Below are 26276 nucleotides of genomic sequence, written 5' to 3' on the forward strand. Positions count from 1 at the left end.
ATGGCGCGCCGTGCCGGGATCGGCAGGATTACTGCTGCGACGGGGCGTGGCTGGTCTGGACCAGCTGGGGCTGGGTGATGTCGGAGCGGCCATCGGCACGATCCGAACTGTCCCACGCCCAGGCGGTAACAACGCTGAAGCCCAGCAGGAAAACCATGGCAGCGGCCAGACGGCCAAACAGAGACAACATGTGACTTATCCTTCCTTGATGCAACACGATTGTGCATCAGCTGACGGCAGTGTCAGCTTTCAGTCATGACAAAAGTGTGAACTATTGCAAGGACTTGGAAGATGATTTTCAGGTGTTGCCAGTCATGTTGCGTTGCAGCAACATGGAATCACCGTAGCTGAAGAAGCGATATTGCTGCGCAATCGCATGCTGGTACAGCGCCTTGATCTGGTCGTAGCCGGCAAAGGCGCTGACCAGCATCATCAGCGTGCTCTTGGGCAGGTGGAAGTTGGTCAGCATCAGGTCCACCACGCGGAAACGGTAGCCCGGCGTGATGAAGATGTCGGTATCGCCATGGGCCTGACCCGACGTGGCCCAGCTTTCCAGCGCGCGCACGCTGGTGGTGCCTACCGCCACGATGCGGCCGCCGCGCGCGCGACAGGCCTCGATGGCGGCCTGGGTCTCGGGCGGCACATGGTAGCGCTCGTGGTGCATCACGTGTTCGGCGATGTTTTCGGTCTTGACCGGCTGGAAGGTGCCGGCTCCCACGTGCAGCGTGACATGGGCACGTTCCACGCCCATGGCCTGCAACTGGTCCAGCAGCGGCTGGTCAAAGTGCAGCGCGGCGGTGGGAGCGGCCACGGCGCCGGGGTGGCGCGCAAACACGGTCTGGTAGCGGCGCTCGTCCTCGGCATCGTCGCCGTGGGTGATATAGGGCGGCAGCGGCACGTGGCCGTGCTGCGCCATCAGCGTGTACGGATCATCGCTGAACTGGAAGCGGTAGATCGGGCCGTCCTCGTGCGGCCAGCGGCCCAGCAGGGTGGCGGTGAAGCCGCCGTCCATCTGCAGCACGGCACCGGGTTGCGGCTTCTTGCTGACCTTCATGTGCGCGGCGACCGTGTGCGGCAGATCGGCTTCGTGCAGCACGCGCTCCACCAGCAGTTCCAGCTGGCCGCCGGTGGCCTTCTGGCCAAACAGGCGCGCCTTCACCACCTGGGTATCGTTGAACACCATCAGATCGCCGCTGCGCAGCAGGCCGGGCAGCTCGGTAAAGCGGCGGTCCACCGGTTCGGGCGCACGGCCATCGAGCAGGCGCGAGCCGGTGCGCTCGGGCGCCGGGTGCTGAGCGATCAGCTCGGGCGGCAGGTGGAAGTCGAAATCGCTGAGGGTGAAGGTGGGGGCAGGGGAGATCATGGCGCTAGGCGGTAAGGGCAGGCCGCATTGTCCCACGTGCAGGCCCGCGCCAGGAAAACCCTTGGGGCAGAAGAGGGCAGGCCAGGCCGGTGGCGTTGCCGCCACCAAGTCCGATCAGGAGGCCAGGGCAGCCAGCATCTCCGGCGTTTCCGGGAAGCCGTTGCGGCCGGGGAAATCGTCGCCGTGCTCACGGGCGTTGGGCATTTGCAGCCACAGGCGCAGCAGCTTGCGGCCATCCTTGACGACGTCGTCGTGATCGACAAAGCCGGTGCGCGAATGCAGCACCACGTTGTTGTTGGCCAGTTGCAGGTCACCCGGTTCCAGCATCATGTCGATGCGGTGCACGGGGTTGGCGATCACTTCGTCGAGGATGTCCAGCGCGCGGATCTCGACCTGCGACAGCGGCAGCTCCATGATCTCGTGGCCCAGCTCGACGTACTGGCGCAGGTAGCGGCAGCTCAGCTTGCCCTGGTGGTAGCTGAACAGCGCGGTCAGTGCCGGTGTGGGCTGGCACAGGTGGGCCATGTACCAGCGCTTGTAGTACAGGCCCAGGTATTCGGGGTACTTGGCCAGGATCTCGTTGTAGATGGAGGCCACGCTTACCAGGCTGGACAGGCCGCCCTCCTTGGCCTTGCGCACGCACAGCAGGCCCACCACGTCGGAGGGATCGGTGTGGTAGGGCAGGTAGAGGTTGGTCTCGTAGACGCGCGTGTTCTTGTCGCCGATATCACCGACGGCCTGAACCTTGCCAAGCAGATCGCCCTTGGGGTTCTGGCGCACCGGGCGGCCCAGATGCAGGCCGATGCCGTAGCAGATGGCATCGATTTGTGCCTCGGTATAGCGCTCTACCGGAATGCCGCGCGCCACCACAAAGCCCAGGCCGTTCTCCAGGTCTTCGGACCAGCGTGCCAGCTCGGGAGCCAGCGCGTCCAGCGGGAAGTCTTCCTTGGTGAAGTGCGGGAAGCGCAGACCGCGTGCCTCCAGCCCTGCCAGCGCAGCATCCAGTGCGGCAATGGCCTCGGCGGAGAGGGGGCGCAGCCATTCGTCTTGGCGCTGGGCTGCATCGGCGGCTTTCCAGGCCGAAGGGCCGGTGATGGGCTGGGTCAGGATCAGGCTCATGGGGCGGGGTCTCCAAGCGGAACAGGACAGGCCGCATGGCGCGGCGAATCTGCAATGGTAACCAAGAGTGCGGTCTGGCTCAAGCTGATGGGCTGGCGGGATGGCAGGGCCATCGCCGTATCGCTCGCGCTGTGCCTGCCACGCCGCAAAAGCAGGCAGAATTGTCCCCATGTCCGAACCCGAGCGTGCCGCCCCTGCGGCCAAGCCCCTGTCCCCGATGCAGAAGGCCCTGCGCAAGCTGGGGCTGCTGTCACCGATGGATTTCGCCCTGCATGTGCCGCTGCGCTACGAGGACGAGACGCGCATCACGCGGTTGCGCGATGCACGCCCGGGCGAGGTGATCCAGATCGAGGGCGTGGTCACGTCCAGCGAGCTGCAGTACCGGCCACGGCGCCAGCTGATCGTCACGGTGGACGATGGCACGGATGTCTGCACGGCGCGCTTCTTCAATTTCTATCCGAACCAGCAGCAGGCCTTGTCGGAAGGGCGGCAGGTGCTGCTGCGCGGCGAGATCCGCACCGGTTTCATGGGCTGCACCATGCTGCACCCCTCGTTCCGCGCCGCCGGGGGCGAGCTGCCGGAGGCGCTGACGCCGGTTTATCCCTCGTCCGGCAACCTGCCGCAGGCCTATTTGCGGCGTGCCGTGCAATCGGGGCTGGAACGCGCACACAAGGCCGGCCTGCTGGCCGAAACCCTGCCGGCGGCGGCGCTGCAGGATCTGGGCCGCGTGGTGCACCAGCCGCCCTGGGCGCTGGGCGATGCGCTGCAGTATCTGCACCATCCGTCGGCCGATGTTTCGGTGGCGGCGCTGGAGGATCGTAGCCACCCGGCCTGGCTGCGACTGAAGGCGGAGGAGCTGCTGGCGCAGCAGCTGTCACAGGCGCAGGCGCATATCGCGCGCGAGCAGCTGCAGGCGCCGCAACTGCCGCTGCGCCAGGGCGGCCTGCATGAACAGCTGCTGGCACAGCTGCCGTTCAGTCTGACGGCAGCGCAACGCCGTGTCTGCGAAGAGATCGCGCATGACCTGCAGCAAGGCCAGCCGATGCACCGCCTGCTGCAGGGCGATGTCGGCTCCGGCAAGACCGTGGTGGCGGCGCTGGCGGCGGCGATCTGCATCGATGCCGGCTGGCAGTGCGCGCTGATGGCACCGACCGAGATCCTGGCCGAGCAGCATTTCCGCAAGCTGCTGGACTGGCTGACGCCGCTGAACGTGGGCGTGGCCTGGCTCACCGGCAGCCAGAAGGCGAAGGAGCGGCGCGAGATGCTGGCGCGTATTGCCAGCGGCGAGGCGCAGCTGGTGGTGGGCACGCATGCGGTGATCCAGGACAAGGTGCAGTTCCACCAGCTGGCGCTGGCCATCATCGACGAGCAGCACCGCTTTGGCGTGGCGCAGCGCCTGGCCCTGCGGCAGAAGATGGCGACCGCAGCCGATGCCGATACCGGCGTGGTGCGCGAGCCGCACCTGCTGATGATGACGGCGACGCCGATTCCGCGCACGCTGGCGATGAGCTACTACGCCGACCTGCACGTCAGCACGATCGACGAGCTGCCGCCCGGACGCACGCCGGTGCTGACCAAGCTGATCAGCCAGCAGCGCCGGCACGAGGTGATCGAGCGTATCGGTACGCAGCTGGCACAGGGCCGGCAGGTCTACTGGGTCTGCCCGCTGATCGAGGAAAGCGAGGTACTGGACCTGCAGAACGCAACCCAGACCTGGGAAGAACTGGGCGAGGCGCTGCCGGGCGTGCAGGTGGCGCTGCTGCACTCGAAGCTGCCGGTGGCCGAGAAGAAGGCCATCATGCAAGGCTTTGTCAGCGGCGAGACCGGCGTGCTGGTCAGCACCACCGTGATCGAGGTCGGCGTGGACGTGCCGAATGCCAGCCTGATGGTGATCGAGCACGCCGAGCGTTTCGGCCTGAGCCAGTTGCACCAGCTGCGCGGCCGCGTCGGGCGGGGCGCGGCTGCCAGCGTCTGCGTGTTGCTGTTTGCACCGAACGAGGCCGGCCGGGTCAGCGAGACGGCGAAGGCGCGGCTGACGGCGATGGCCGAAACCAGTGACGGCTTCGAGATTGCCCGGCGCGATCTGGAAATTCGCGGCCCGGGCGAGCTGCTGGGGGCGCGCCAGAGCGGCAGCCCGCTGCTGCGTTTTGCCGATCTGGAACAGGATGGCCTGCTGCTGGACTGGGCACGCGACTGGGCGCCGCGCATGCTGCGGCAGCACCCGGTGCTGGCCGAGCGCCACCTGGAGCGCTGGCTGGGCGGCAAGGCCGAGTTCCTGAAGGCGTGAAGCCGTGTAGGTCGCCGGTAGTAATGCGATAATATCCTCTTCCTTGGCCTGATCCTGATGCAGGCCTGCAATGCTGAAAGAACAATCATGGAACGCTGGACCCCTCGAGTTACCGTGGCTGCCGTGCTGGAGCATGAAGGCCGATTCCTGCTGGTGGAAGAGCGTCAGACCCGTGGTCTGGTGCTGAACAATGCGGCCGGCCACCTGGACCGCGGCGAGTCCCTGGTGCATGCCTGCGTGCGCGAAGTGCTGGAAGAAACCGCCTACGACTTCACACCCGAGGCGCTGGTCGGCGTCTACCTGTCGCGCTACCAGGGTCATGACCCCAAGCGCGGCATCGACCGTGACCTGACCTTTTTGCGCTTCACCTTCTGCGGCCAACTCGGCCAGTTCCACTCGGAGCGCGAACTGGACACGCCGATCGAGCGCACGCTCTGGCTCACGCCCGACGAGATCCGTGCCAGCGTGCACCGCCATCGCAGCCCGATGGTGCTCCGCTCGCTGGAAGACTATCTGAGCGGCCACCGCTTCCCGCTGGACACGATCTACGCGCATGAGAGTGTCACCAATCCCGCCTGCTTCGAGACACGCTGAGCGCCGTGGCTGAACTGGATCTGGGCATCTGGCTGGTGCTGGCACTGGCCGCCTTTGGCGCGGGCGTACTGAATGCGATTGCCGGTGGCGGCAGTTTCCTGACTTTTCCGGCACTGGTATGGGCCGGCATTCCGCCGATTGCCGCCAACGCCACCAGCGCCGCCGTGGTATCCCCCGGTTATCTGGGCAGCACGCTGGGCTTCCGGCCGGAGCTGCAGGACTTGCCGCGCCGCCTGCTCTGGCGCGAGATGCTGGTGGCGGCGCTGGGTGGCCTGTTGGGGGCGCTGCTGCTGCTGGTGACGCCTTCGGCTGTGTTCGCCGGCATCGTGCCCTGGCTGCTGCTGTTTGCCACGGCCTTGTTCGCATTTGGCCCCTGGTTGACGGCACGGCTGCGCGGCGGCCAGGCTGACCAGTTGCAGCGCTGGCGCTTGCCGGCCTTGCTGCTGGTCTGCATCTACGGCGGCTACTTCAACGGCGGGCTCGGCATCCTGCTGATGGCGATGTACCTGCTGGTGGGCGAGGCGCGGCTGCATACCGCCAATGCGCTCAAGAATCTCAACTCGCTGGTGCTGTCGCTGATTTCGGTGGCGGCCTTTGCCTGGGCTGGTGCGATTGTCTGGCGCGAGGCGCTGGTGATGATGGTATTTGCCACGCTCGGCGGCTGGGCTGGTGCCCGGTTGGCACGCCGGCTGCCGATGCGGGCCGTGCGTGCCATCGTGATCATCACCGGCCTGGTGATGACGCTGCTGTTCTTCCTGCGCCAGCGCTGAGCTGGCGCGCAGGCATATCAGCCCTCCTTGCCGTCAGCGCGCGGCTTCCCGTACCAGAGGCTGTAGCGCCAGGCCCAGACCGCCAGGATGCTGGTCCAGAGCAGGGCTGCCAGCATCAGCAGCAGGCTGGCCTGTCCACTCGGGAAGGCACCGGCAATGCGCAGCAGGATGGACAGCTGCAGCAGCCAGAACAAGCGCCAGACGGTATCGTCGGCAATCAGGGCACGGCCGCTGTGGCCGCAGGACACGCGCGTCACCATGGCCACGATCAGCGAACCCAGGCAGCCCATGGTCAGCGCGTGCAGCGCCGCCCACGGCAGCACGATGCCGGCGCTGGCGCCCAGGATCTGCGTCAGGCCGCTGATCAGGAAGGCCAGGCCCAGCCAGATGAAGCCGATGTGCAGCATCGCCAGCAGGCGGATTTTCAGGCTCTGCACCAGGCCCCAGACAACGGCCAGCCACAGCAGCATGGCGGCAATGCCGAGCTCGACCACGCCGCGGAACAGCATCCAGCCTTGGCCGCGCAGGCCCAGCGCTTCCAGCCAGGGCACGATGGCCTCGAAAAGCGCGGCACCCAGCATCAGCCCCAGCACCCAGAACGGACGCCAGACCTGCACCATGGGCACGGCATTGCTGGTGAAGAAGGGAATCATGCGGTGGGCCACGGCGACAAAGGTGACGACGATATAGCCCCACAGGCCGGTCAGCGTCCACAGGCGCGATTGCGCCGCATCGCCTTGCCACAGCGCCAGCAGGGCACCGGCCAGGGCAATACAGCCGATCAGGCCGCCAATGCCGACGCTCTTGGCATGCAGGCGGTCCTGGTGCACGCTGATGCGCACCAGCTTCCACCACATGGCGTACATCCAGCACAGGCCGATCAGCGCCAGCGCGCCGCCGACCAGCGCCAGTGTCTGGTTCAGCTGCGCGCCGACCAGCCACAGCAGCCAGCCGCCGGCCTGCAACAGCAGCAGCGGCCGTACCTGCTCTGACGTGGGGGCGGTGACGTTGAGCCACTTGGGACCGGCGGTGAACAGGAAGCCGGCAAAGTACAGCGGCATGAAGCCATAGACCATCACGTTGGCGTGGACCAGCGTGGCCGGGATCGTCTGCTGCAGTTGCAGCGCGCCGCTGAAGCGGTCAGTCTGCACCAGCGCCCACCACAGGCTGCCGAGCACCAGCAGCAGCATCGCCAGGAAAAAGCCGAGCCGGTGGGGGGCGCGCATCAGGTCCTGCAGGCGCCAGGGCGCGGCTTCGGCCGCGGCCAGCAGGGCGGCTTTTTCGCGCGCCTTGTCTTCGGCGGAGGGGCGTGGCGCAGCGGTCTGGATCGGAATCGGGCGGGGAGAGGGGGTCTGCTTGTCAGTCATGCAGAAATTCTAGGCCAGCGGCTGTGACAAAAGGTTCATTCACGCAGTGGCGGCAAGGGCATGAATGGCCTCCGGCATGGCCCCGCTCCGCAGGCGAGGCCAGTTGGTATATGCTGGCCAGACAAGCCCGCACAGGGCAGAGGAGTACTCGGGGATGGAATGGAATGACAGCTTGCGCGGCATTCTCGCGGCACTCGGTATCGGCCTGCTGATCGGCATGGTGCGCGAGCGCCGCAATACCGAAACCATGGCCGGCATCCGCACGCATGCGCTGGTGGCGCTGGCGGGTGCCATCTGCATGGAACTGGGCGTCGGTATCTACATGGTGGCCGTGCTGGTGATTGGCGCCTATGGCGTGGCCGGCTACATGCGCAACGAGCCGGACGATGTCGGCCTGACCGGCGAGGCGGCGCTGCTGGTGAACATGGCGCTGGCCGGGTTGGCGATGCACCGTCCGGAGCTGGCCGTGCCACTGGGCGTGGTGGTGGCAGTGCTGCTGCAGGCCAAGAGCCAGCTCAAGAACATCAGCCGCAACCTGATCAGCGAGCAGGAAGTGCGCGATGGCATGGTGCTGCTGGTGGCGGGGCTGGTGGTGATGCCGCTGCTGCCAGCCGCCGCGGTCGATCCCTGGGGCGTGCTGCACCTGCGCACGGTGTGGAAGGTGGTGGTACTGGTGATGGCGGTGGGCGTGCTGGGCCATGTGGCGCAGCGCATGGTCGGGCCGCGCTGGGGCCTGCCGGTGGCCGGCTTCTTTGCCGGCTTTGCCTCGTCCACGGCCGCTACCGCCAGCATGGGGCAACGCAGCAAGTCCGATCGCGGCAGCGCCCTGGAGGCCGGAGCTGCCGCGATACTGGCCAACCTGGCCTCGCTGCTGTTGCTTGGTGCCGTGGTCTGGGCGGTGGCGCCTGGCCTGCTGCTGGCCACGGCAGCGCCCCTGGGCATGGCGGTGCTGGTGCTGTTGCTGGGGGCACTGATCGGCTTGCGCCGTTCGCTGCAGCAGCCGGTACCGGAAGAGACTGCACCGGCATCGGCACGTGCCTTCAAGCTCAGCCACGCATTGCTGATCGCCCTGGCGATTGCGCTGGTATCCATCATGGCGGCCTGGCTGCGCCATCTGTTTGGCGATACCGTGGCGATCTTGGCGGCGATGCTGGCGGCCTTGACCGAGCTGCAGGCAGCGGCAGTCAGTATTGCGCGCATGGCAACATCCGGCCATATGCCGCAAACCACGGCGCAATGGGGCCTGGTGGGCGTGCTGGCTTCGGGTTCGACGGCCAAGGCCACGCTGGCCCTGGTCAGCGGCAGCCGCTCCTATGGCTGGTACGTGGCGCTGACGCTGATCACGCAGGTGGCCGCCGCCGCGGCGGTGCTGGCACTGATGCAGGGCATCTGGGGTTGACACGCAGACGTCACGGGTTCGACACGTGTTCGTCGTGCAAAACCCGTCCAATGGTCACACATTATGGTGCGGGGCAGCATGAGGCCGCCCCCGGACACGGAAGCGAGTGACATGAAAATCATGATTGTGACGGACGCCTGGGAGCCCCAGGTGAATGGCGTGGTGCGCACGCTGAAGACCACCACCGCCCACCTGCAGGAGCTGGGGCATGAGGTGCAGATCCTGTCGCCGCTGGAGTTCCGCTCCATGCCGTGCCCGACCTACCCGGAGATTTCGCTGGCGCTGGCCACGCCGGCGCAGATCGCGCAGCGCATCCAGGCCTTCGATCCGGATTGCCTGCACATTGCCACCGAAGGCCCGCTGGGCTGGATGGCGCGCCATACCGCGATCAAGCTGGGCTGGCCGTTTTCCAGCGCCTACCACAGCCGCTTTCCCGAATACGTGCACGCGCGCTTCCGCCTGCCGGTCGGCATCAGCTATGCGGTACTGCGCAAGTTCCACAATGCGGCGCGTTCCACCATGGCACCCACGCCGGCCATCGTGCAGGACCTGAAGGAGCGCGGCTTCAGCAAGGCGCGCCTGTGGTCGCGCGGCGTCAATCTCGATGCCTTCCATCCCGATGGCGAGTTCCTGCCGCGCGAGAAGGATCCAGTGTTCCTCTACGTCGGCCGCATTGCCGTGGAAAAGCAGGTGCACAAGTTCCTGGAGCTGGACCTGCCCGGCGAGAAGTGGGTGGTCGGCTCCGGCCCGGAAGAAGAGAAGCTGCGCGCGCGCTTCCCCGAGGCGCGCTGGCTTGGCGTGCTCAAGGGCGAACCGCTGTCCACCGCCTACCGCAGTGCCGACGTGATGGTGTTCCCCAGCGTCACCGATACCTTCGGTCTGGTGATGGTTGAGGCCATGGCCTGCGGGACGCCGGTGGCGGCCTATCCGGTCCCGGGACCGATCGACGTGATCGGCATGGACTCGGACGGCGGCGTGCTCGATACCGACTTGCGCCAGGCCTGCCTGCGAGCGCTGGACAAGACGAAAGATCGTGCCGCCGTGCGCCGCCACGCCGAGCAGTTCAACTGGCCTTCGGCCACGCGCCAGTTCCTGGATGGTCTGGCACCGCGTGGTCGGGAGGCGGCGCAGGTGGTGCTGGCGGGGTAAGCGGCGGCGGGCAAGTTATCTCTTCATATAGCGATTCACGACAGGGGCAAGCGCCCCCTGATCAACTATCCTGCGACGCCAGAAAACCGCCGCTCTGGCGCTGCCACAGGCGCGCATAGAGCCCGCCCAGCGCCAGCAGCTCCTGGTGCGTACCCTGTTCCAGGATGCGGCCCTGATCCAGCACGATCAGGCGGTCCAGCGCGGCGATGGTGGACAGGCGGTGTGCAATCGCGATCACGGTCTTGCCTTCCATCAGGCGCAGCAGGCTGCTCTGGATCGCGGCTTCGACTTCGGAGTCGAGTGCGCTGGTAGCTTCATCCAGCACCAGGATCGGCGAATCCTTGAGCATGACACGGGCGATCGCCACGCGCTGGCGCTGGCCGCCGGAGAGCTTGACGCCGCGTTCGCCGACCTGGGCGTCGTAGCCGGTGTTGCCCTGGCGGTCATCAAGGCGCGCGATGAACTCGTCGGCCTCGGCGCGTTCGGCGGCAGCGATCATCTCGGCTTCGCTGGCATCGGGTCGGCCATAGAGGATGTTGTCGCGCATGGAGCGGTGCAGCAGCGAGGTGTCCTGCGACACCATGCCGATGGCGCTGCGCAGGCTGTCCTGCGTCACGCTTCGCACGTCCTGGCCGTCGATGAGGATGCGGCCGCTGTCCACGTCCTGGAAGCGCAGCAGCAGGTTGACCAGCGTCGACTTGCCGGCACCGGAACGGCCGATCAGTCCGACTTTTTCGCCGGGGCGGATCACCAGGTCCAGCCCGTCGATCACTGGTGCCAGGCCGGCGCGGTAGCTGAAGCTGACACGCTCGAAGCGCACCTCGCCCTGCGACACTTCCAGCTGGCGGGCATTGTCGGCGTCGACCACGGTGCGCGGGCGCGACAGTGTCTGCATGCCGTCCTGGATGGTGCCGACGTTCTCGAACAGCATCGTCATTTCCCACATCACCCAGTGGCTCATGCCCGTCAGGCGCAGCGCCATGGCGCTGACGGCGGCGACGGCACCGGTGCCGACTTCGCCACGCGTCCAGAGCCAGAGCGACAGGCCGGTGGCACTCAGGATCAGCAGCACCATCATGATCTGGTTGACGATCTCGAAACGGCTCACCAGTCGCATCTGCTGGTAGCCGGTGGCCCGGAAATCGTCCATCGCGGCACGTGCAAAGCCGGCTTCGCGCTGGGTGTGTGCAAACAGCTTGACGGTGCCGATGTTGGCGTAGGCATCGGTGATGCGGCCAGTCATGGCGGCGCGGGCGTTGGCCTGCGCCTTGCTCACCTGGCCCAGCTTGGGCACGAAATACCAGCAGGCCAGCAGATAGCTCACCGCCCAGAGCGCAAACGGCAGCATCAGGCGCAGGTCGAAACCGCCGGCCAGCAGCAGGATGGTGATCATGTAGGTGCCCATGCCGATCACCACATCGGTGGTGGTGAACAGCATGTCGCGTACCGCCAGCGCGGTCTGCATGATCTTGGTGGTGATGCGGCCGGCAAATTCCTCGGCGTAAAAGGCCATGCTCTGGCCCAGCATCAACCGGTGGAAGTTCCAGCGCAGCCGCATCGGGAAGTTGATGGCTAGCGCCTGGTGCTTGAAGATGGTCTGCAGCCCGACCACCACGATCGAGGCCAGCATGATGCCGGTGAGCCAGCCGAGCTGGCTGCCGAAGTCCTGCAGCAGGGTGTCGCGCGTGCTGGCGGCTAGCCAGTCCACCACGCGGCCGAGCGTGGCAAACAGGAAGACTTCGTACATGGACACCAGCGCTGACAGCACGGCCATGCCGAGCAGGTAGCCGCGCGCGCCGCGCGTCATCTGCCAGACAAAGCGCAGCAGGCTGGTGGGAGGGGCCACTGGCTCCCGCGAGGGGTAGGGTGGCAGGCGACGTTCAAACCAGGAAAACAGGAATTGCATTCCGGAATCCTAGCGGAGTCGCGTGACATGCGCTACGCCGGGGCTATCCGGGCGTGGCGCATGGGCTTCAGCGCTGCTGTGCGTCCGGCAGTTCGATCTTGACTTCCAGCACTTCCAGGTTGTCCTGGCGGTCCAGCTGCACCTTCAGGTCGTCCGGGTTGATCTTGACGTACTTGGAGATCACCGCCACCAGCTCGCGCTGCAGCGCCGGCAGGTAGTCGGGCTCGTCGGCACCGGCGCGGCCGCTGCGCTCGTGCGCCAGGATGATCTGCAGGCGCTCCTTGGCGACCGAGGCGGTCTTCTTCTTTTCACCGAGCAGGAAGGACAGGAACGATGCCATGCTTACTTCCCTCCGAACAGGCGCTTGAAGAAGCCCGGCTTTTCAGCGTCGATGAAGCGCAGCGGCTTGTCCTGGCCCATGAAGCGGTCGATCACGTCGCTATAGGCCTGGGCCACATCGGTACCAGTGGACAGGATCGCCGGCGAGCCCTGGTTGGAGGCCTGCAGCACGGCTTCGGATTCGGGAATCACGCCGATCAGCTTGATGCGCAGGATGTCCTGGATATCCTCCAGCGACAGCATCTGGCCATCGGCCACGCGGTTCGGGTTGTAGCGCGTGATCAGCAGGTGCTCCTTGATCGGCTCCTTGCCTTCGGAGGCGCGCCTGGTCTTGCTGCCCAGCATGCCGAGGATGCGGTCGGAGTCACGCACGGAGGAGACTTCGGGGTTGGTCACCACCAGCGCCTCGTCGGCGTAGTGCATGGCCATCATGGCACCGCCCTCGATACCGGCGGGCGAATCGCAGACGATGTATTCGAAGCCCATGGCGGCCAGGTCTTCCAGTACCTTGCCGACGCCTTCCTTGGTCAGGGCGTCCTTGTCGCGTGTCTGGCTGGCGGCCAGGATGTAGAGGTTGTCGACCTGCTTGTCCTTGATCAGCGCCTGGTTCAGGTTGGCCTCACCCTGGATCACGTTGATCAGGTCGTACACCACGCGGCGTTCGCAGCCCATGATCAGGTCCAGGTTGCGCAGGCCGACGTCAAAGTCGATGACGGCGGTCTTGTGGCCACGCATGGCCAGGCCGGTGGCAAAGCTGGCGCTGGTGGTGGTCTTGCCTACACCCCCCTTGCCGGAGGTCACGACGACGATTTTTGCCATGTTGGGATTTCCTTGGTAATGGATATGAAGATTAACTCAGGGGTTCGAACAGCATTTTTTCGCCGTCCAGCCGCACTTGTGCCGGCTTGCCGGCCACCTCGGGCGGCAGCTCCTGTTCGCTGGTGCGGTAGATGCCGGCAATCGATACCAGCTGCGGCTGCAGGCAGGTGGTAAAGATGCGGGCATCGGTATTGCCGCGCGCGCCGGCAATGGCGCGGCCGCGCAGCGGCGCATAGACGTGCACGTTGCCGTCGGCGATGACCTCGGCACCGTCGCTGACCATGGCCAGCACGACCAGATCGGCACCACGCGCATAGACCTGCTGGCCGGAGCGCAGCGGCTTGTCGATCACCATGGTGACGGGGGCCGGTGCCGGCACTTCGCGCACCACCTCGACCTGCTGCACCACGGTCTGCGGTGCCGGTGCGGGAGCCGCTGCCGGGGCGGCCACGGCACGCGCCGGCAGCTCTTCGGGGGCGGCGGCCAGGCCTTGGGCCAGCGCGGCCTGCATCTGCTCCGGTGAACCGCCGCGGACGGCAACCGGCAGCGTGCGGCGTGCGCGCAGCAAGGCCACCAGCGCGGCGAAATCGATGGTCTCGCCGTGTACGGCAGCCAGGTCGATCACCAGGGCATCGTGGTCGAAAAAGTCGGGATCGTCACCCAGTTGGGCGTCCAGCCCGGCTTGCAGCAGGGACAGGTCAGGGGACTTGAGCAGCAGGGCCACCGTGGACAGGAAGGCGCTCTTGAATTCGAAACTCGGCGTTGCCGTAGCGACGGTCATGGTGGTGGTCAGAAAAAACGGTAACGGTAAAGCCATGAGTTTACCGTCTGCAGCGCGGCTTCATGTATCAGCCAGTTACGATCCAACGCGAATTTGACGCGATATCGGCGGCAGGCTCCGGGAACTTCCGGCATCATGGCCGTATCGTTCAGGAGTCCTGCACTGCAACATCGCTGCTGCAGCAGCAGGCCGACACCTCTCCTGGTATCCGGCATCGGGCCGGATCCGCAACAGGACACCAACAAGACCATGTGGAAAACCCTCAAGAGCCACCCCTGGTGGATTGCCTTCTCTGTCGCCGTGCTGGTACTGGCCGGCTGGCTGATTTACAGCACCTTCCTGGCCAAGCCGGAAACCCCGCCGCTGATTACCGCGCCGGTGCAGCGCGGCAGCCTGGAGGACAGCGTGCTGGCCGCCGGCACGATCCAGGCCTCGAACCTGGTGAACGTGGGCGCTCAGGTATCGGGCCAGGTCAAGAAGCTGTACGTCAAGGTCGGTGACCAGGTGCAGGCCGGCCAGCGCATTGCCGATATCGACGCCGTGACGCAGAGCAACAACCTGCGTGACGCCGAGGCGGCGCTGGCTTCGGCGCGGGCGCAGAAGGTGGCCAAGCAGGCGGTGGTGGACAAGGCGCTGACCGAGTACAACCGCCAGAAGTACATGTACGACCGCGATGCCGCCAGCAAGGCCGATTACGATGCCGCCCGCCAGACCCTGGCCACGGCACGCGCCGACCTGAAGACGGCCGATGCCAGCATCGCGCAGTACAACGTGCGCATGCAGACGGCGCAGGCCAATCTGGGCTACACCCGCATCACCTCGCCGGGCGCCGGCACCGTTGTCGCCATCGTGACCGATGAAGGCCAGACCGTGAACGCCAACCAGACCGCGCCGACCATCGTCAAGGTGGCGCAGCTGGACACGATGACGATCCAGGCGCAGATTTCCGAGGCGGACGTGCCGCGCGTCAAGCCCGACATGCCGGCCTATTTCACCATTCTGGGCGAGCCGGAAAAACGCTATTCGGCTACGCTGCGCAGCATCGAGCCGGGCCCGATCGACATGGAAACCTACGATGGCAGCGCCACCAGCAGCTCCAACACCAGTGCCGTCTACTACAACGGCCTGCTGGATGCCCCCAACGCCGATGGCAAGCTGCGCATCCAGATGACGGCGCAGGTCTCCATCGTGCTGGCCGAAGCCAAGGATACGCTGCTGATTCCGGCCGGTGCGCTGGGCAAGCGTGCGCCGGGCAGCAAGGAACCGGTCTATCCGGTGCGCGTGGCCAGCGGCGAGAAGGGCAAGGAAACCGTGGAAACGCGCCAGGTGCGCATCGGCCTGAACAACCGCGTGCAGGTGCAGGTGCTGGATGGCCTGAAGGAAGGCGAGCTGGTGGTGGTGGGTGATTCTGCCGCGGGCGGTGCCAACTCGCCGGCGCGCCGCACGCCGCGCATGTTCTGACGGAAGCGCCATGACTGAAACCCGATCCCCTGCTGGCACGGACGAGCGCATTCCGCTGATGCGGGTGCGCGGCGTGACGCGCGAATACCCGGCCGGCGACGATGTGGTGGCCGTGCTCAAGGACATCGACCTGGACATCCATGCCGGCGAGATGGTGGCGATAGTCGGTGCCTCCGGCTCCGGCAAGTCCACGCTGATGAACATCCTGGGCTGCCTGGATCGCGCCACGCGCGGCAGCTACCAGGTCGCCGGCAAGGAAACCGGCCGCATGGAAGCCGACGAGCTGGCGCGCCTGCGCCGCGAGCACTTTGGCTTCATCTTCCAGCGCTACCACCTGATGGGCGACCTGAACGCGCTGCAGAACGTGGAGATTCCGGCGATCTACGCCGGCGTCAATGTGGAGCAGCGCCACCGGCGCGCGCAGCAGCTGCTGGAGCGACTGGGCCTGGGCGAGCGCATCCACCACCGGCCCGGCCAGCTTTCGGGTGGCCAGCAGCAGCGTGTCTCGATTGCGCGCGCGCTGATGAACGGCGGTGACGTGATCCTGGCCGACGAGCCGACCGGCGCGCTGGATAGCGCCAGCGGTGTCGAGGTGATGGCCATCCTCAAGGAGCTGCATGCCGCCGGTCACACCATCATCCTGGTAACGCACGATGCCCAGGTGGCGGCGCATGCCGAACGCGTCATCACAATCAGCGATGGCCGCATCGTTGGCGATACGCGCAACAGCGATGCCCCGGCGTCTGCCGTCAAGGACAACAGCGGCGTGCCGCAGCAGAAGAACAGCTGGGCCGCGACCTGGGGCCGGCTGGGCGAGGCGCTGCAGATGGCGGTGCGCGCCATGGTCGGCCACAAGATGCGTACGCTGCTGACCATGCTCGGCATCATCATCGGCATCGCCTCGGTGGTGTCGGTGGTGGCGCTGGGCGAGGGCTCGCGCCAGCGTATCCTGCAGGACGTCAGCAGCATGGGCACCAACACCATCGATGTCTATCCCGGCACCGGCTTTGGTGACCGGCGCTCGGGCCGCATCCGTACGCTCAAGCCATCCGATGCGCAGGCGCTGGCGCAGCTGAATTACGTTGATAGCGTGACGCCGAACGTGCAGACCAGCGCCATGCTGCGCCGCACCAACGTCGAGAAGAACGCCACCGTGCAGGGCGTCGGACCGCAGTTTTTCCAGGTGCGCGGCTACACCCTGGCGCAGGGCGTGAGCTTTGACGATGACAGCGTGCGCACGCAGAACCAGGATGCGGTGATCGACCCGAACACGCGCGATGCCTTTTTCCAGCCGGGCGAGAACCCGCTGGGCAAGGTGCTGCTGATCGGCAGCGTGCCGGTGCGTGTGGTGGGCGTGACCGAGCCCAAGGACAGCATGTTCGGCGCGGCTGACACGCTCAACATCTGGCTGCCCTACACCACGGTGATGGGGCGCATCATGGGCACCGACTACCTGCGCGGCATCACGGTGCGCGTCAAGGACGGCGCCGACAGCAAGGCGGCCGAAGAGGGCATCACCCAGCTGATGGCGCTGCGCCACGGCAAGGTCGATTTCTTCACGCAAAACTCGGACAGCATCCGCCAGACAGTGGAAAGCACGACCCAGACCATGACGCTGCTGATTTCCGCCATCGCGCTGATTTCGCTGATCGTGGGTGGCATTGGCGTGATGAACATCATGCTGGTATCGGTCACCGAGCGCACCCAGGAAATTGGCGTGCGCATGGCGGTGGGCGCGCGCCAGGGCGACATCCTCAAGCAGTTCCTGATCGAGGCGGTGCTGGTGTGTCTGCTGGGTGGCGTGCTCGGCGTGCTGCTGGCGCTGACCGTGGGCTGGATCTTTGCCCAGTTTGGCGGCAATTTCCGCATGATTTTTTCGGTCGGCTCGATTGTGGCGGCCTGTTTCTTCTCGACCCTGATCGGCGTGCTGTTCGGTTTCCTGCCGGCGCGCAATGCGGCGCGGCTGGATCCGGTGGATGCGCTATCGCGCCAATGACATGAGTGATTCCATGATGAAGACGATGTTTGCTGCCGCCGTGTGGCGCCGCCACAGCCTGGGCGTGATCGCCGCCGCCAGCCTGCTGGCCGGCTGTGCTGCCACGCCGTTCCAGAGCCCTGCCGTGCAGGTGCCCGGCCATTGGCAACAGGGTGCCAGCCAGCCGACTACCGGCAGCCAGGTGGCGCAGCGCGACCGCTGGTGGACGCAGCTGGGTGATCCGCAGCTGGCCGCGCTGGTCGATCTGGCCCTGCAGCGCAACAACGACCTGGCTGCGGCCGCCTACCGCGTGCGCAATGCGCAGCTGCAGGCAGGCAATGCGCTGGGCGATCGTTTTCCGACGCCCAGTGCCAGCATCGGCACCAGCGCCAGCCGCGTGCTGGACGGCGGTGCCGGCACCAGCCGCAACCACAATGCCAGCCTGGGCGCGAGCTGGGAGGCTGACCTGTGGGGCCGCCTGTCTTCGGCGCAGCGAGCGTCTGATTGGGAAGCTGCCGCCACCGAAATGGACCGCCAGGCGGTAGCGCAGGCGCTGATTGGCACCGTGGCCGGCACCTACTGGCAGCTGGCCGTGGCCGAGAGCAAGCTGGCCAGCCAGCAGCAAAGCCTGGCACGTGCCAACCGCACGCTGGAGCTGGTGAACGTGCAGTACCAGGCCGGCGCGATTTCCGGGCTGGAACTGGCGCAGGCGCGCCAGACCCAGGCCAGCCAGCAGGCGCAGATCAGCCGCTACCGCCAGCAAATCGTCGAGCTGCGCAACGCCATGGCGCTGCTGTTTGACAGCGCGCCCGACCAGCTGCCGCCCGAGGCGCGCAAGCCGCGTCTGCCGAATACACGCGCGCTGCCGGTGATTCCCGCTGGCCTGCCGTCCGAACTGCTGGGCCGCCGCCCGGACTTGCTGGCCGCCGAAATGCGGCTGCGCTCGGTGCTGGCCAATGCCGATGCGGTGCGCGCCAGCTATTACCCGGTGCTGAGCCTGACCGGCTCTATCGGCAACAGCAGCCGCGACCTGTCTGACCTGCTGGAGAACCCGATTGCCACGCTGGGCGCCGGCCTGGCGCTGCCCTTCCTGCGCCTTGGCGAAATGCGCCGCAACACGGCGATCGCGCAAAACCAGTACGAGCAGGCCATCCTCAATTTCCGCCAGACGCTGTACCAGGCCTATGCCGATGTCGAAAACGCGCTGGCTGGCCGCCGCAACCTGGCCGATCAAGAGACGCAGTTGCGCCGCTCGCTACAGCAGGCCGCGCGCACAGAAGAGCTGATGGAAGTGCGCTACCGCGCCGGCGCCGTGGCGCTCAAGCTCTGGCTAGATGCGCAGGAAACGCGCCGCAGCGCGCAGCTGGCGCTGGAAGACGTGCAGCTGGAACGCCTGAATAACCTGGTGGCGCTGTACCAGTCGCTCGGCGGCAGCCCGGTGTTGCAGGCCGTGCCCTTGCCGGAGGCGCGCCCCAAGGTCGGCAACGCGGGCCTGTTCCCGACGCAGCTGGCACCAGCGCACTGAGCGCCGCCGCAGTCCGTTACCATGGGGCTTTTGCCGAACGGGCCCCTGCATGACCGATTCCGTCCACACCGTTTCCCTGTCTGACCTGACGGCGCTGCTGGCGCGCATTTTTGAGCGTCACGGCTGTTCGGCCGAAGTCGCCGCCATTCTTGCCGTCAACTGTGCCGCTGCCCAGCGCGATGGCGCCGACAGCCATGGCGTGTTCCGCATGCCCGGCTATGTCTCCACGCTCAAGAGCGGCTGGGTCGATGGTCGCGCCGTGCCTGAGGTGCAGGATGTGGCGCCCGGTTTCGTGCGTGTCGATGCGCGCAACGGCTTTGCCCAGCCGGCGCTGGCAGCGGCACGTCCGCTGCTGCTGGAGAAAGTGCGCCGCAACGGCATCGCCTTGCTGGCGATCCGCGATTCGCACCACTTTGCCGCGCTCTGGCCCGACGTCGAGCCCTTTGCGGATGAAGGGCTGGTGGCGCTGAGTGTCGTCAACAGCATGGCCTGCGTCGTGCCGCACGGCGGCCAGAAGGCCTTGTTCGGCACCAACCCGCTCGCCTTTGCCGCGCCACGCGCCGGGGGCGATCCGCTGGTGTTCGACATGGCCACCAGTGCCATCGCGCATGGCGATGTGCAGATTGCCGCACGCGAAGGGCGCTTGCTGCCGCCGCAGCATGGCGTCGATGCCAACGGCCAGCCAACGCAGGATCCGCAGGCGATCCTGCAGGGTGGGGCGCTGCTGCCGTTTGGCGGCCACAAGGGATCGGCACTGTCGATGATGGTGGAGCTGCTGGCCGCCGCGCTGACCGGTGGCGATTTCTCGTTTGGTTTCAGCTGGGCGCAGCATCCGGGAGCGCAGACGCCGCGTACCGGCCAGCTGCTGATCGTGATTGATCCGGCAGCAGGTGCCAGCGCAGCCGGCTTTGTCGATCGGGCTGAGGCGCTGGTACTGGCCATGCGCGAGGCCGGCCAGACGCGCATGCCCGGCGAGCGCCGCTACCGCCAGCGCGCGCAATCGGAGCGCGACGGCATCGCCTTGCCGGCGGCGGAGTGGGCGCGTCTGCAGGCACTGGCCGCAGCGGTTTGAGGCTGCCGCTTCCCGCCCTGTACGCCCGGGAGGCAGGCTGCTACACTGGGGTTGGTCCATCGTCATTCCAGCGGCAGTCAGCCCGGTATGCAGGCAGGCTGCCCTGAACGTGTATGTTTTCCCAACCTTGATCGAGGAGACAAGTCCATGGCAGCCATGATGAAAGCAGCAGTTTTCGTTGAACCCGGTCGTATCGAGATCGCCGACAAGCCGATTCCCGATGTCGGCCCCAACGACGCGCTGATCAAGATCACCACCACCACCATTTGCGGTACCGACGTCCACATCCTCAAGGGCGAGTATCCGGTGGAAAAAGGCCTGACGGTTGGCCATGAGCCGGTCGGCATCATCGTCAAGCTCGGCAGCGCGGTGAAGGGCTACCAGGAAGGCCAGCGCGTGATTGCCGGTGCCATCTGCCCCGACTTCAACAGCTACGCGGCGCAGGATGGCGTGGCGTCCCAGGACGGCAGCTATCTGGTCGCCAGTGGCCGCTGCGGCTGCCATGGCTACAAGCTCACCGCCGGCTGGCGCTTCGGCAACCTGATCGACGGTACCCAGGCCGAATACGTGCTGGTACCCGATGCCCAGGGCAACCTGGCGCCGGTGCCGGACGGCCTGACCGATGAGCAGGTGCTGATGTGCCCGGACATCATGTCCACCGGCTTCGTCGGTGCCGAAAACGCCAACATCAAGATCGGTGACACCGTGGTCGTGATCGCGCAAGGCCCGATTGGCCTGTGCGCCACCGCTGGTGCCAAGCTGCGCGGCGCCACCACCATCATCGCCGTGGACGGCAACGACGAGCGCCTGGCCGTGGCCAAGCAGCTCGGTGCCGATGTCACCCTGAACTTCAGGAACGTCGACGTGGTGGACGAGGTCATGAAGCTGACTGGAGGCCGCGGTGCCGACAGCGCGATCGAGGCGCTGGGCCTGCAGAGCACCTTCGAGCAGGCGATGCGCTGCATCAAGCCGGGTGGCACGCTGTCCAGCCTGGGTGTCTACTCTACTGACCTGAAGATCCCGCTCGGCCCGTTTGGTGCCGGCCTGGGTGACCACAAGATCAACACCGCGCTGTGCCCGGGTGGCAAGGAACGCCTGCGCCGCCTGATGAACGTGATCGAATCCGGCCGCGTGGACCTGAAACCGCTGGTGACGCACGAGCGCAAGCTCGACGACATCGTCGAGGCCTACGATCTGTTCGCCAACCAGCGTGACGGTGTGCTGAAGATCGCCATCAAGCCCTGATGGCGCGGCTGGGCACCAGCCTGTAGCCTGCAGACCCGCCCGGCCCGGTGCCGCGCGGGTCTGTCTTTTGGTGCCGACGAAAGCCCCTGTTCGGGTTATCGGCAATCCCGTCCTACAACAATGGGCCGCGGAAAGCTGCATACTGGGATCATCACATTGCAGGAGGAGCCCAAGATGACAGACCTGTCCGCCTTTCCCGTCACCCGGCGCTGGCCCGCGCAGCATCCGGAGCGCATCCAGCTGTACAGCCTGGGCACGCCCAATGGCCAGAAGGTGTCGATTGCGCTGGAGGAACTGGGCCTGCCCTACGAGTTCCACCGCGTGGACATTTCGGCGGACGACCAGTTCACGCCCGAGTTCCTGAGCATCAACCCCAACAACAAGATTCCCGCTATTCTCGATCCGGCCGGGCCGGGTGGTGAGCCGATGCCGCTGTGGGAAACCGGCGCCATCCTGATTTATCTGGCAGAAAAGACCGGCCAGCTGCTGCCGCAGGATCCGGTGCAGCGCTACCAGGCCATCCAGTGGCTGATGTGGCAGATGGGTGGCGTTGGCCCGATGTTTGGCCAGGTCGGCTTTTTCACCCGCTATGGCGGCAAGGACTTTGAGGACAAGCGCCCGCGCGACCGTTACGTGAACGAGGCGCGCCGCCTGCTGGGCGTGCTGGATCGCCGGCTGGAAGGCCGCGACTGGGTCATGGGTGACTACAGCATGGCCGATATCGCCATCTTCCCCTGGGTGCGCTGCATGCGCGACGTCTACCAGGCGGGAGAGCTGGTCGGTATCGATGAGTTTGGCAACGTACTGCGCGTTCTGGAGGCGTTTCTGGCGCGTCCTGCCGTGCAAAGGGGACTGGCATGAGCAAGAAACTGGACAATATTCCCTACTGCGACCCGGTCACGGGGACGTGTACGCCGGATACCCCGGCTGCCGATAGCGGCAAGCTGCAGGATATTCCCTACTGCGATCCGGTGACCGGTAGCTGCACCCCGGGTGCCGGCCCCGAGTCTGCCCAGCAGCCGGCCGCGACGGACGAGGAAGACGGCGAAGCCGATGATGCTGAAGCGAGTAGCCAGGAAGTGATCTACATCGGTGATCCGATGTGTTCCTGGTGCTGGGGCATGGAGCCGGGCCTGCGCACGCTGCACAAGGCCGCGGCCGAAGCCGGCCTGCCCTACACCATCCTGGTCGGCGGCCTGCGTCCGGGCGGTGGCGAAGCCTGGGACGATGCCATGCGCCAGTTCCTGCGCCACCACTGGGAAGAGGTCTGGACGCGTACTGGCCAGCCCTTCAGCTACGAGCTGCTGGACGACAAGGAGCGCAGCTTCGATTACGACACCGAGCCGCCGTGCCGCGCTGTCGTGATCGCGCGCGAGATGCTGCTGGAACGCGAGGATGAGGAATCGGCGCTGCACGACTTCTTTGCCGGCATCCAGCACCATTTCTATGCCGACAATGCCGATCCGGGCCAGGTGGATTTCTACCGCGAGATCTGCGCGCAGACCGGGCTGGATTTCGCAGTGTTCAGTGAGCGCTTTGCCTCGGAAGAAGCGCGCCAGGCGACCTACGCCGAGTTCAACATGGTGCGCGAGTGGGGCGTCAGCGGCTTCCCCACGGTGGTGCTGCGCAAGGGCAGGGAACTGCACCTGATCACCAGCGGCTATGCCACTGGCAAGGCGCTGGTGCACGCCATGAAGGACCTCATGGCGGCCTGAAACAGCCGGCAAAATCGCTGCGATAGCCGCTACGATAGAGCCCCCGGCATGGACAGCATCCGCTGTCGCTTGCCGCGGCTGGCTGCTCCCTGACGCCCCGGCCTGTCCCGGGGCGCTTGCGTTGTGCCGGCCCACAAGACAAAGGAATCCCGTGTTCAAGAATCTGATCCTGTTTCGTATTGGTCCCGACTGGAACCCCGGCGTTGCCACGCTGGAGGCTGGTCTGGACAAGAACCGTTTCGTGCCCTGCGGCCCGACCCAGCAGAAGGCGCTGGGCTGGGTGGAGCCGCGTGGCGAGGCCGGCGGTGCATTGGTGGAAAGCGTGGGTGGCCACTGGCTGCTCAAGCTGCTGACCGAGCAGCGTGTGGTGCCGGCGTCGGCCGTCAAGCAGCGCGTGGACGAGATCGTTGCCCACATCGAACAGACCACCGGCCGCAAGCCCGGCAAGAAGGAACAGAAGGAGCTGAAGGAACAGGCGCTGCACGAACTGCTGCCGCGCGCCTTCACGCGCCAGTCCGCGACGCGCGTCTGGATTGCGCCGCAACAGCGCCTGCTGGTGGTGGATGCCGGCAGCCAGGGCAAGGCCGACGAGGTCACCACGCTGCTGGTGAAGGAGTTCGAGGGGCTGGCGCTGTCGCTGATACAGACCGCGGTGTCACCGGCTGCCGCCATGACCGACTGGCTCGGCACCGGCGAGGCACCGGACGGCTTCAGTATCGATCGCGAATGCGAGCTGAAGACCATGGACGAGATGAAATCGGTGGTGCGCTATGCGCGCCATCTGCTCGATACCGACGAGGTGCGCCAGCACATCCTGGTCGGTGGCAAGGTGCCGACACGCCTGGCCATGACCTGGCAGGATCGTGTCTCCTTCACGCTGACCGATACGCTGCAGCTGAAAAAGCTGGCGTTCCAGGACGTGGTGTTCGAGGACAAGTCGCCCGATGATGACGGTTTCGATGCCGATGCCGCGATTGCCACCGGCGAGCTGATCGCCTTGCTGCCGGATCTGTTCGCGATCCTGGGAGGCGAGCAGGAGTTTGGTGCCGCCACTCCGGCGGTGCAGGCACCGCTGCACCTGCATGTGGCGAGTGGCGTGGCGGCGACAGAAACGGCAACGGTGGCCGAAGCCACCGCTGACGATACGCCGCCCTGGGAAGACTGAGGGCGGCAGGCGGCGCTGCCGCTCAATCGTAGCTGCGCGCGTCCTCGATCACCTTGCCGTCATTCGGCAGGCTGCCCGGGGTGCAGAAGCTGACATCGGCGCGCAGCTTGGTGACTTCGCGCACGGCATTGGCCAGGCCCTGCAGCAGCGCATCGGACGGCTGGCCGCACTCCACCTGCAGCGTCATCTGGTCGTTGGCCATGGCACCGCTGACCACCAGCCGAGCCTTGACCACTTCCGGGAAACGGCGTGCCACTTCGGCCACCTGCGCCGGATGCACGAACATGCCGCGCACCTTGGTCGTCTGGTCGGCGCGACCCATCCATCCCTTGATGCGGGTGTTGGTGCGGCCGGTCGGACACTGGCCGGGCAGCACGGCGGACAGGTCGCCGGTGCCAAAGCGGATCAGCGGGTAATCCGGGTTCAGCGTGGTGACAACCAGCTCGCCGACTTCGCCTTCGGCCACCGGGTCGCCTGTGCCGGGACGTACGATCTCGACAATCACGTGCTCGTCCAGCACCATGCCTTCACGCGCCTTGGTCTCGTAGGCGATCAGGCCCAGATCGGCGGTGGCGTAGCACTGGAACACCTGCACGCCGCGCTCGGCAAACCAGTCGCGCAGGCTGGGCGGGCAGGCCTCGCCGCTGACCATGGCCTTGGTCACCGAGGGCAGGCTGACGCCCATCTCGGCGGCTTTTTCCAGGATGATCTTGAGGAAGCTCGGCGTGCCGACATAACCGGCCGGATGCAGCTCCAGCATCGCCTGCACCTGCTGTTCGGTCTGGCCGATGCCGCCCGGGAACACGGTGCAGCCACGGGCGTGGGCACCGTTTTCCATCATGCTGCCGGCCGGCGTGAAGTGGTAGCTGAAGCAGTTGTGCACCAGCTCACCACTGCGGAAGCCGCTGGCGTGCATGGCGCGGCCCATGCGCCAGTAGTCGCGCGCCTTGCCTTCAGGCTCGTAGATCGGGCCCGGGCTGGCAAACACGCGACCCATGTTGGGGCCATAGCCAATCGCGCTGAAGCCGCCAAAGGCGTTCAATGCGCGCTGCGCCTTCTGGCGCTCCAGCAGTTCGTACTTGCGCGTCACCGGCAGCGTTGCCAGTGCCTCGCGGCTGGTGATGCTGGCGGCATCCACGCCAGCCAGGATCTCGGCCATGGCCGGCGAGTTCTGCTGGGCATGGGCAATCTGCTTCGGCAGGGCGGCAAACAGGGCGGCTTCGCGCTCCTCGGCCGGACGGATTTCCAGGGTGTCGTAATAGGTCTGCATGGTCGGACAGAAAGCAAAAGGTCAGATGGAGGGCGCAGCCAGCCTGCACGCGGCAGTGGCGTGCGCCCAGGGCTTGAAAAATCCGGAGATCCGGGCCGGCTTCAGGCCAGCCAGCGCTTGCGGCGCTTGTAGCTCTTCACGTCCTTGAAGCTCTTGCGTTCGCCGCCACCCATGCCGAGGTAGAACTCCTTCACGTCCTCGTTGCTGGTTAGCTGTTCGGCGGTGCCATCCATCACGATGCGGCCGCTTTCCATGATGTAGCCGTAGTCGGCGTACTTCAGCGCCATGTTGGTGTTCTGCTCGGCCAGCAGGAAGGTGGTGCCTTCCTTGGTGTTCAGGTCCTTCACGATCTCGAACACCTCTTCCACGATCTGCGGCGCCAGGCCCATGGAGGGCTCGTCCAGCAGCACCATGTTCGGGTTGCTCATCAGCGCGCGGCCGATGGCGCACATCTGCTGCTCGCCGCCGGAGGTGTAGGCGGCCTGGCTGGTGCGGCGCGTCTTCAGGCGCGGGAAGTAGTTGTAGACCTTTTCCAGGTTGGCGGCGATTTCGCCACGGTCCTTGCGCGTGTAGGCACCGGTCAGCAGGTTTTCCTCGATGGTGAGGTGGGCGAAGCAGTGGCGGCCTTCCATCACCTGCACCACGCCGCGCTTGACCAGGTCGGCCGGCGACAGGTTCTGGATCTGCTCGCCGCGGTATTCGATGGTGCCCTTGGTGACTTCACCGCGCTCGCCGGCCAGCAGGTTGGAAATGGCGCGCAGGGTGGTGGTCTTGCCGGCACCGTTGCCGCCCAGGATGGCGACCACGCCGCCTTCGGGCACGCTCAGGGACACGCCCTTGAGCACCAGGATCACGTGGTTGTAGATGACTTCGATGCCGTTGACCGTGACCAGCGCGGGTGCGTCGAGGCGCGGGTTGGCGGCTGCGGCGGGGGTGGTGGTGTCCATGGGCGTTG

The 26276-nt window shown here is 66.3% G+C and carries 23 protein-coding genes; 13 read left to right on the plus strand and 10 right to left on the minus strand.

Annotated features, from left to right (window positions below; all coding sequences use genetic code 11):
* Positions 1-28 precede the first annotated feature (28 nt).
* From V1261_RS05580 to V1261_RS05590, 3 genes are all read right to left on the minus strand, one after another.
* Entirely contained in the window at positions 29-190 is a 162-nt protein-coding gene (locus V1261_RS05580) for a hypothetical protein (RefSeq protein ID WP_329770636.1), read from the minus strand.
* Positions 191-298: 108 nt separating this feature from the next.
* The gene (queA, locus tag V1261_RS05585) at positions 299-1363 is read right to left on the minus strand and encodes a tRNA preQ1(34) S-adenosylmethionine ribosyltransferase-isomerase QueA (protein ID WP_329770637.1); all 1065 of its coding nucleotides are present in this window, start codon (positions 1361-1363) and stop codon (positions 299-301) included.
* A gap of 114 nt (positions 1364-1477) precedes the next feature.
* A complete protein-coding gene (locus V1261_RS05590) occupies positions 1478-2482 on the minus strand; it encodes a TauD/TfdA family dioxygenase (RefSeq protein WP_329770638.1) in 1005 nt (334 codons plus the stop codon).
* A gap of 169 nt (positions 2483-2651) precedes the next feature.
* Between V1261_RS05590 and recG the strand changes: the two genes are divergently transcribed.
* From recG to V1261_RS05605, 3 genes are all read left to right on the plus strand, one after another.
* Positions 2652-4769: an ATP-dependent DNA helicase RecG gene (gene recG / locus V1261_RS05595; RefSeq protein WP_329770639.1), complete on the plus strand. Its 2118-nt coding sequence runs from the start codon at positions 2652-2654 to the stop codon at positions 4767-4769.
* A gap of 87 nt (positions 4770-4856) precedes the next feature.
* Positions 4857-5363, plus strand: a complete 507-nt coding sequence (locus tag V1261_RS05600) for an NUDIX hydrolase (RefSeq protein WP_436231801.1) — start codon at positions 4857-4859, stop codon at positions 5361-5363.
* Positions 5360-6133: a sulfite exporter TauE/SafE family protein gene (locus V1261_RS05605; RefSeq protein WP_329770754.1), complete on the plus strand. Its 774-nt coding sequence runs from the start codon at positions 5360-5362 to the stop codon at positions 6131-6133. Before V1261_RS05600 ends, V1261_RS05605 begins: the two co-directional genes overlap by 4 nt.
* 17 nt (positions 6134-6150) lie before the next feature.
* On the opposite strand, the gene V1261_RS05610 is transcribed toward V1261_RS05605, so the two are convergent.
* Positions 6151-7500 (minus strand): NnrS family protein, encoded by a 1350-nt coding sequence (locus V1261_RS05610; protein WP_329770640.1) that lies wholly within the window; start codon positions 7498-7500, stop codon positions 6151-6153.
* 154 nt (positions 7501-7654) lie between these two features.
* Here V1261_RS05610 and V1261_RS05615 point away from each other — a divergent pair, with 154 nt between their 5' ends.
* Both V1261_RS05615 and V1261_RS05620 read left to right on the plus strand, forming a co-directional pair.
* A complete protein-coding gene (locus tag V1261_RS05615; protein ID WP_329770641.1) occupies positions 7655-8899 on the plus strand; it encodes an MgtC/SapB family protein in 1245 nt (414 codons plus the stop codon).
* A gap of 111 nt (positions 8900-9010) precedes the next feature.
* A complete protein-coding gene (locus V1261_RS05620; RefSeq protein WP_329770642.1) occupies positions 9011-10048 on the plus strand; it encodes a glycosyltransferase family 4 protein in 1038 nt (345 codons plus the stop codon).
* A gap of 61 nt (positions 10049-10109) precedes the next feature.
* On the opposite strand, the gene V1261_RS05625 is transcribed toward V1261_RS05620, so the two are convergent.
* From V1261_RS05625 to minC, 4 genes are all read right to left on the minus strand, one after another.
* On the minus strand, positions 10110-11954 hold the full coding sequence (locus V1261_RS05625; protein WP_329770643.1) for an ABC transporter ATP-binding protein: 1845 nt from the start codon (positions 11952-11954) through the stop codon (positions 10110-10112).
* A 67-nt stretch (positions 11955-12021) separates the two neighbouring features.
* The gene (minE, locus tag V1261_RS05630) at positions 12022-12294 is read right to left on the minus strand and encodes a cell division topological specificity factor MinE (RefSeq protein WP_329770644.1); all 273 of its coding nucleotides are present in this window, start codon (positions 12292-12294) and stop codon (positions 12022-12024) included.
* Between the two features lie 2 nt (positions 12295-12296).
* A complete protein-coding gene (gene minD, locus V1261_RS05635) occupies positions 12297-13112 on the minus strand; it encodes a septum site-determining protein MinD (RefSeq protein ID WP_329770645.1) in 816 nt (271 codons plus the stop codon).
* Positions 13113-13143: 31 nt separating this feature from the next.
* Entirely contained in the window at positions 13144-13893 is a 750-nt protein-coding gene (gene minC / locus V1261_RS05640; RefSeq protein WP_329770646.1) for a septum site-determining protein MinC, read from the minus strand.
* Positions 13894-14142: 249 nt separating this feature from the next.
* On the opposite strand from minC, the gene V1261_RS05645 reads away from it, so the two are divergent.
* The 8 genes from V1261_RS05645 (at position 14143) to V1261_RS05680 (ending at position 24051) form a co-directional block, all read left to right on the plus strand.
* Entirely contained in the window at positions 14143-15354 is a 1212-nt protein-coding gene (locus tag V1261_RS05645; protein ID WP_329770647.1) for an efflux RND transporter periplasmic adaptor subunit, read from the plus strand.
* 10 nt (positions 15355-15364) lie between these two features.
* The gene (locus V1261_RS05650; protein ID WP_329770648.1) at positions 15365-17350 is read left to right on the plus strand and encodes a MacB family efflux pump subunit; all 1986 of its coding nucleotides are present in this window, start codon (positions 15365-15367) and stop codon (positions 17348-17350) included.
* 13 nt (positions 17351-17363) lie between these two features.
* A complete protein-coding gene (locus tag V1261_RS05655; RefSeq protein ID WP_329770649.1) occupies positions 17364-18854 on the plus strand; it encodes an efflux transporter outer membrane subunit in 1491 nt (496 codons plus the stop codon).
* Between the two features lie 49 nt (positions 18855-18903).
* On the plus strand, positions 18904-19926 hold the full coding sequence (locus tag V1261_RS05660; RefSeq protein ID WP_329770650.1) for an Ldh family oxidoreductase: 1023 nt from the start codon (positions 18904-18906) through the stop codon (positions 19924-19926).
* A 147-nt stretch (positions 19927-20073) separates the two neighbouring features.
* Positions 20074-21171 (plus strand): NAD(P)-dependent alcohol dehydrogenase, encoded by a 1098-nt coding sequence (locus V1261_RS05665; protein ID WP_329770651.1) that lies wholly within the window; start codon positions 20074-20076, stop codon positions 21169-21171.
* Positions 21172-21345: 174 nt separating this feature from the next.
* Positions 21346-22032, plus strand: coding sequence for a glutathione S-transferase N-terminal domain-containing protein (locus V1261_RS05670; RefSeq protein WP_329770652.1), 687 nt, complete (start codon positions 21346-21348; stop codon positions 22030-22032).
* Positions 22029-22886, plus strand: coding sequence for a DsbA family protein (locus tag V1261_RS05675; RefSeq protein WP_329770653.1), 858 nt, complete (start codon positions 22029-22031; stop codon positions 22884-22886). Before V1261_RS05670 ends, V1261_RS05675 begins: the two co-directional genes overlap by 4 nt.
* Before the next feature lie 151 nt (positions 22887-23037).
* Positions 23038-24051 carry a recombination-associated protein RdgC gene (locus V1261_RS05680; protein ID WP_329770654.1) on the plus strand — a complete coding sequence of 338 codons (1014 nt, stop codon included), beginning with the start codon at positions 23038-23040 and terminating at the stop codon, positions 24049-24051.
* Between the two features lie 22 nt (positions 24052-24073).
* On the opposite strand, the gene V1261_RS05685 is transcribed toward V1261_RS05680, so the two are convergent.
* Together V1261_RS05685 and V1261_RS05690 are read right to left on the minus strand one after the other, a co-directional pair.
* Positions 24074-25321 carry a phenylacetate--CoA ligase family protein gene (locus tag V1261_RS05685; protein WP_329770655.1) on the minus strand — a complete coding sequence of 416 codons (1248 nt, stop codon included), beginning with the start codon at positions 25319-25321 and terminating at the stop codon, positions 24074-24076.
* A 101-nt stretch (positions 25322-25422) separates the two neighbouring features.
* Complete coding sequence (locus tag V1261_RS05690) at positions 25423-26268, minus strand: ABC transporter ATP-binding protein (protein WP_329770656.1); 846 nt, start codon at positions 26266-26268, stop codon at positions 25423-25425.
* Positions 26269-26276: the final 8 nt, after the last annotated feature.

Origin of the sequence: Brachymonas sp. J145, assembly GCF_036312245.1 — a bacterium.
GTDB classification, from domain to species: domain Bacteria; phylum Pseudomonadota; class Gammaproteobacteria; order Burkholderiales; family Burkholderiaceae_C; genus Brachymonas; species Brachymonas wangyanguii.

Excerpts from the sequence above, each read along its gene's own strand:
- V1261_RS05615 (WP_329770641.1), top strand. The coding sequence starts at position 7,655 with ATGGAATGGAATGACAGCTTGCGCGGCATTCTCGCGGCACTCGGTATC.
- minE (WP_329770644.1), bottom strand. The coding sequence starts at position 12,294 with ATGGCATCGTTCCTGTCCTTCCTGCTCGGTGAAAAGAAGAAGACCGCC.
- V1261_RS05675 (WP_329770653.1), top strand. The coding sequence starts at position 22,029 with ATGAGCAAGAAACTGGACAATATTCCCTACTGCGACCCGGTCACGGGG.
- V1261_RS05590 (WP_329770638.1), bottom strand. The coding sequence starts at position 2,482 with ATGAGCCTGATCCTGACCCAGCCCATCACCGGCCCTTCGGCCTGGAAA.
- V1261_RS05645 (WP_329770647.1), top strand. The coding sequence starts at position 14,143 with ATGTGGAAAACCCTCAAGAGCCACCCCTGGTGGATTGCCTTCTCTGTC.
- V1261_RS05685 (WP_329770655.1), bottom strand. The coding sequence starts at position 25,321 with ATGCAGACCTATTACGACACCCTGGAAATCCGTCCGGCCGAGGAGCGC.
- V1261_RS05610 (WP_329770640.1), bottom strand. The coding sequence starts at position 7,500 with ATGACTGACAAGCAGACCCCCTCTCCCCGCCCGATTCCGATCCAGACC.
- V1261_RS05665 (WP_329770651.1), top strand. The coding sequence starts at position 20,074 with ATGGCAGCCATGATGAAAGCAGCAGTTTTCGTTGAACCCGGTCGTATC.
- V1261_RS05580 (WP_329770636.1), bottom strand. The coding sequence starts at position 190 with ATGTTGTCTCTGTTTGGCCGTCTGGCCGCTGCCATGGTTTTCCTGCTG.
- V1261_RS05660 (WP_329770650.1), top strand. The coding sequence starts at position 18,904 with ATGACCGATTCCGTCCACACCGTTTCCCTGTCTGACCTGACGGCGCTG.
- V1261_RS05620 (WP_329770642.1), top strand. The coding sequence starts at position 9,011 with ATGAAAATCATGATTGTGACGGACGCCTGGGAGCCCCAGGTGAATGGC.
- V1261_RS05670 (WP_329770652.1), top strand. The coding sequence starts at position 21,346 with ATGACAGACCTGTCCGCCTTTCCCGTCACCCGGCGCTGGCCCGCGCAG.
- V1261_RS05655 (WP_329770649.1), top strand. The coding sequence starts at position 17,364 with ATGATGAAGACGATGTTTGCTGCCGCCGTGTGGCGCCGCCACAGCCTG.
- minC (WP_329770646.1), bottom strand. The coding sequence starts at position 13,893 with ATGACCGTCGCTACGGCAACGCCGAGTTTCGAATTCAAGAGCGCCTTC.
- minD (WP_329770645.1), bottom strand. The coding sequence starts at position 13,112 with ATGGCAAAAATCGTCGTCGTGACCTCCGGCAAGGGGGGTGTAGGCAAG.
- queA (WP_329770637.1), bottom strand. The coding sequence starts at position 1,363 with ATGATCTCCCCTGCCCCCACCTTCACCCTCAGCGATTTCGACTTCCAC.
- V1261_RS05600 (WP_436231801.1), top strand. The coding sequence starts at position 4,857 with ATGGAACGCTGGACCCCTCGAGTTACCGTGGCTGCCGTGCTGGAGCAT.
- recG (WP_329770639.1), top strand. The coding sequence starts at position 2,652 with ATGTCCGAACCCGAGCGTGCCGCCCCTGCGGCCAAGCCCCTGTCCCCG.
- V1261_RS05690 (WP_329770656.1), bottom strand. The coding sequence starts at position 26,268 with ATGGACACCACCACCCCCGCCGCAGCCGCCAACCCGCGCCTCGACGCA.
- V1261_RS05625 (WP_329770643.1), bottom strand. The coding sequence starts at position 11,954 with ATGCAATTCCTGTTTTCCTGGTTTGAACGTCGCCTGCCACCCTACCCC.
- V1261_RS05650 (WP_329770648.1), top strand. The coding sequence starts at position 15,365 with ATGACTGAAACCCGATCCCCTGCTGGCACGGACGAGCGCATTCCGCTG.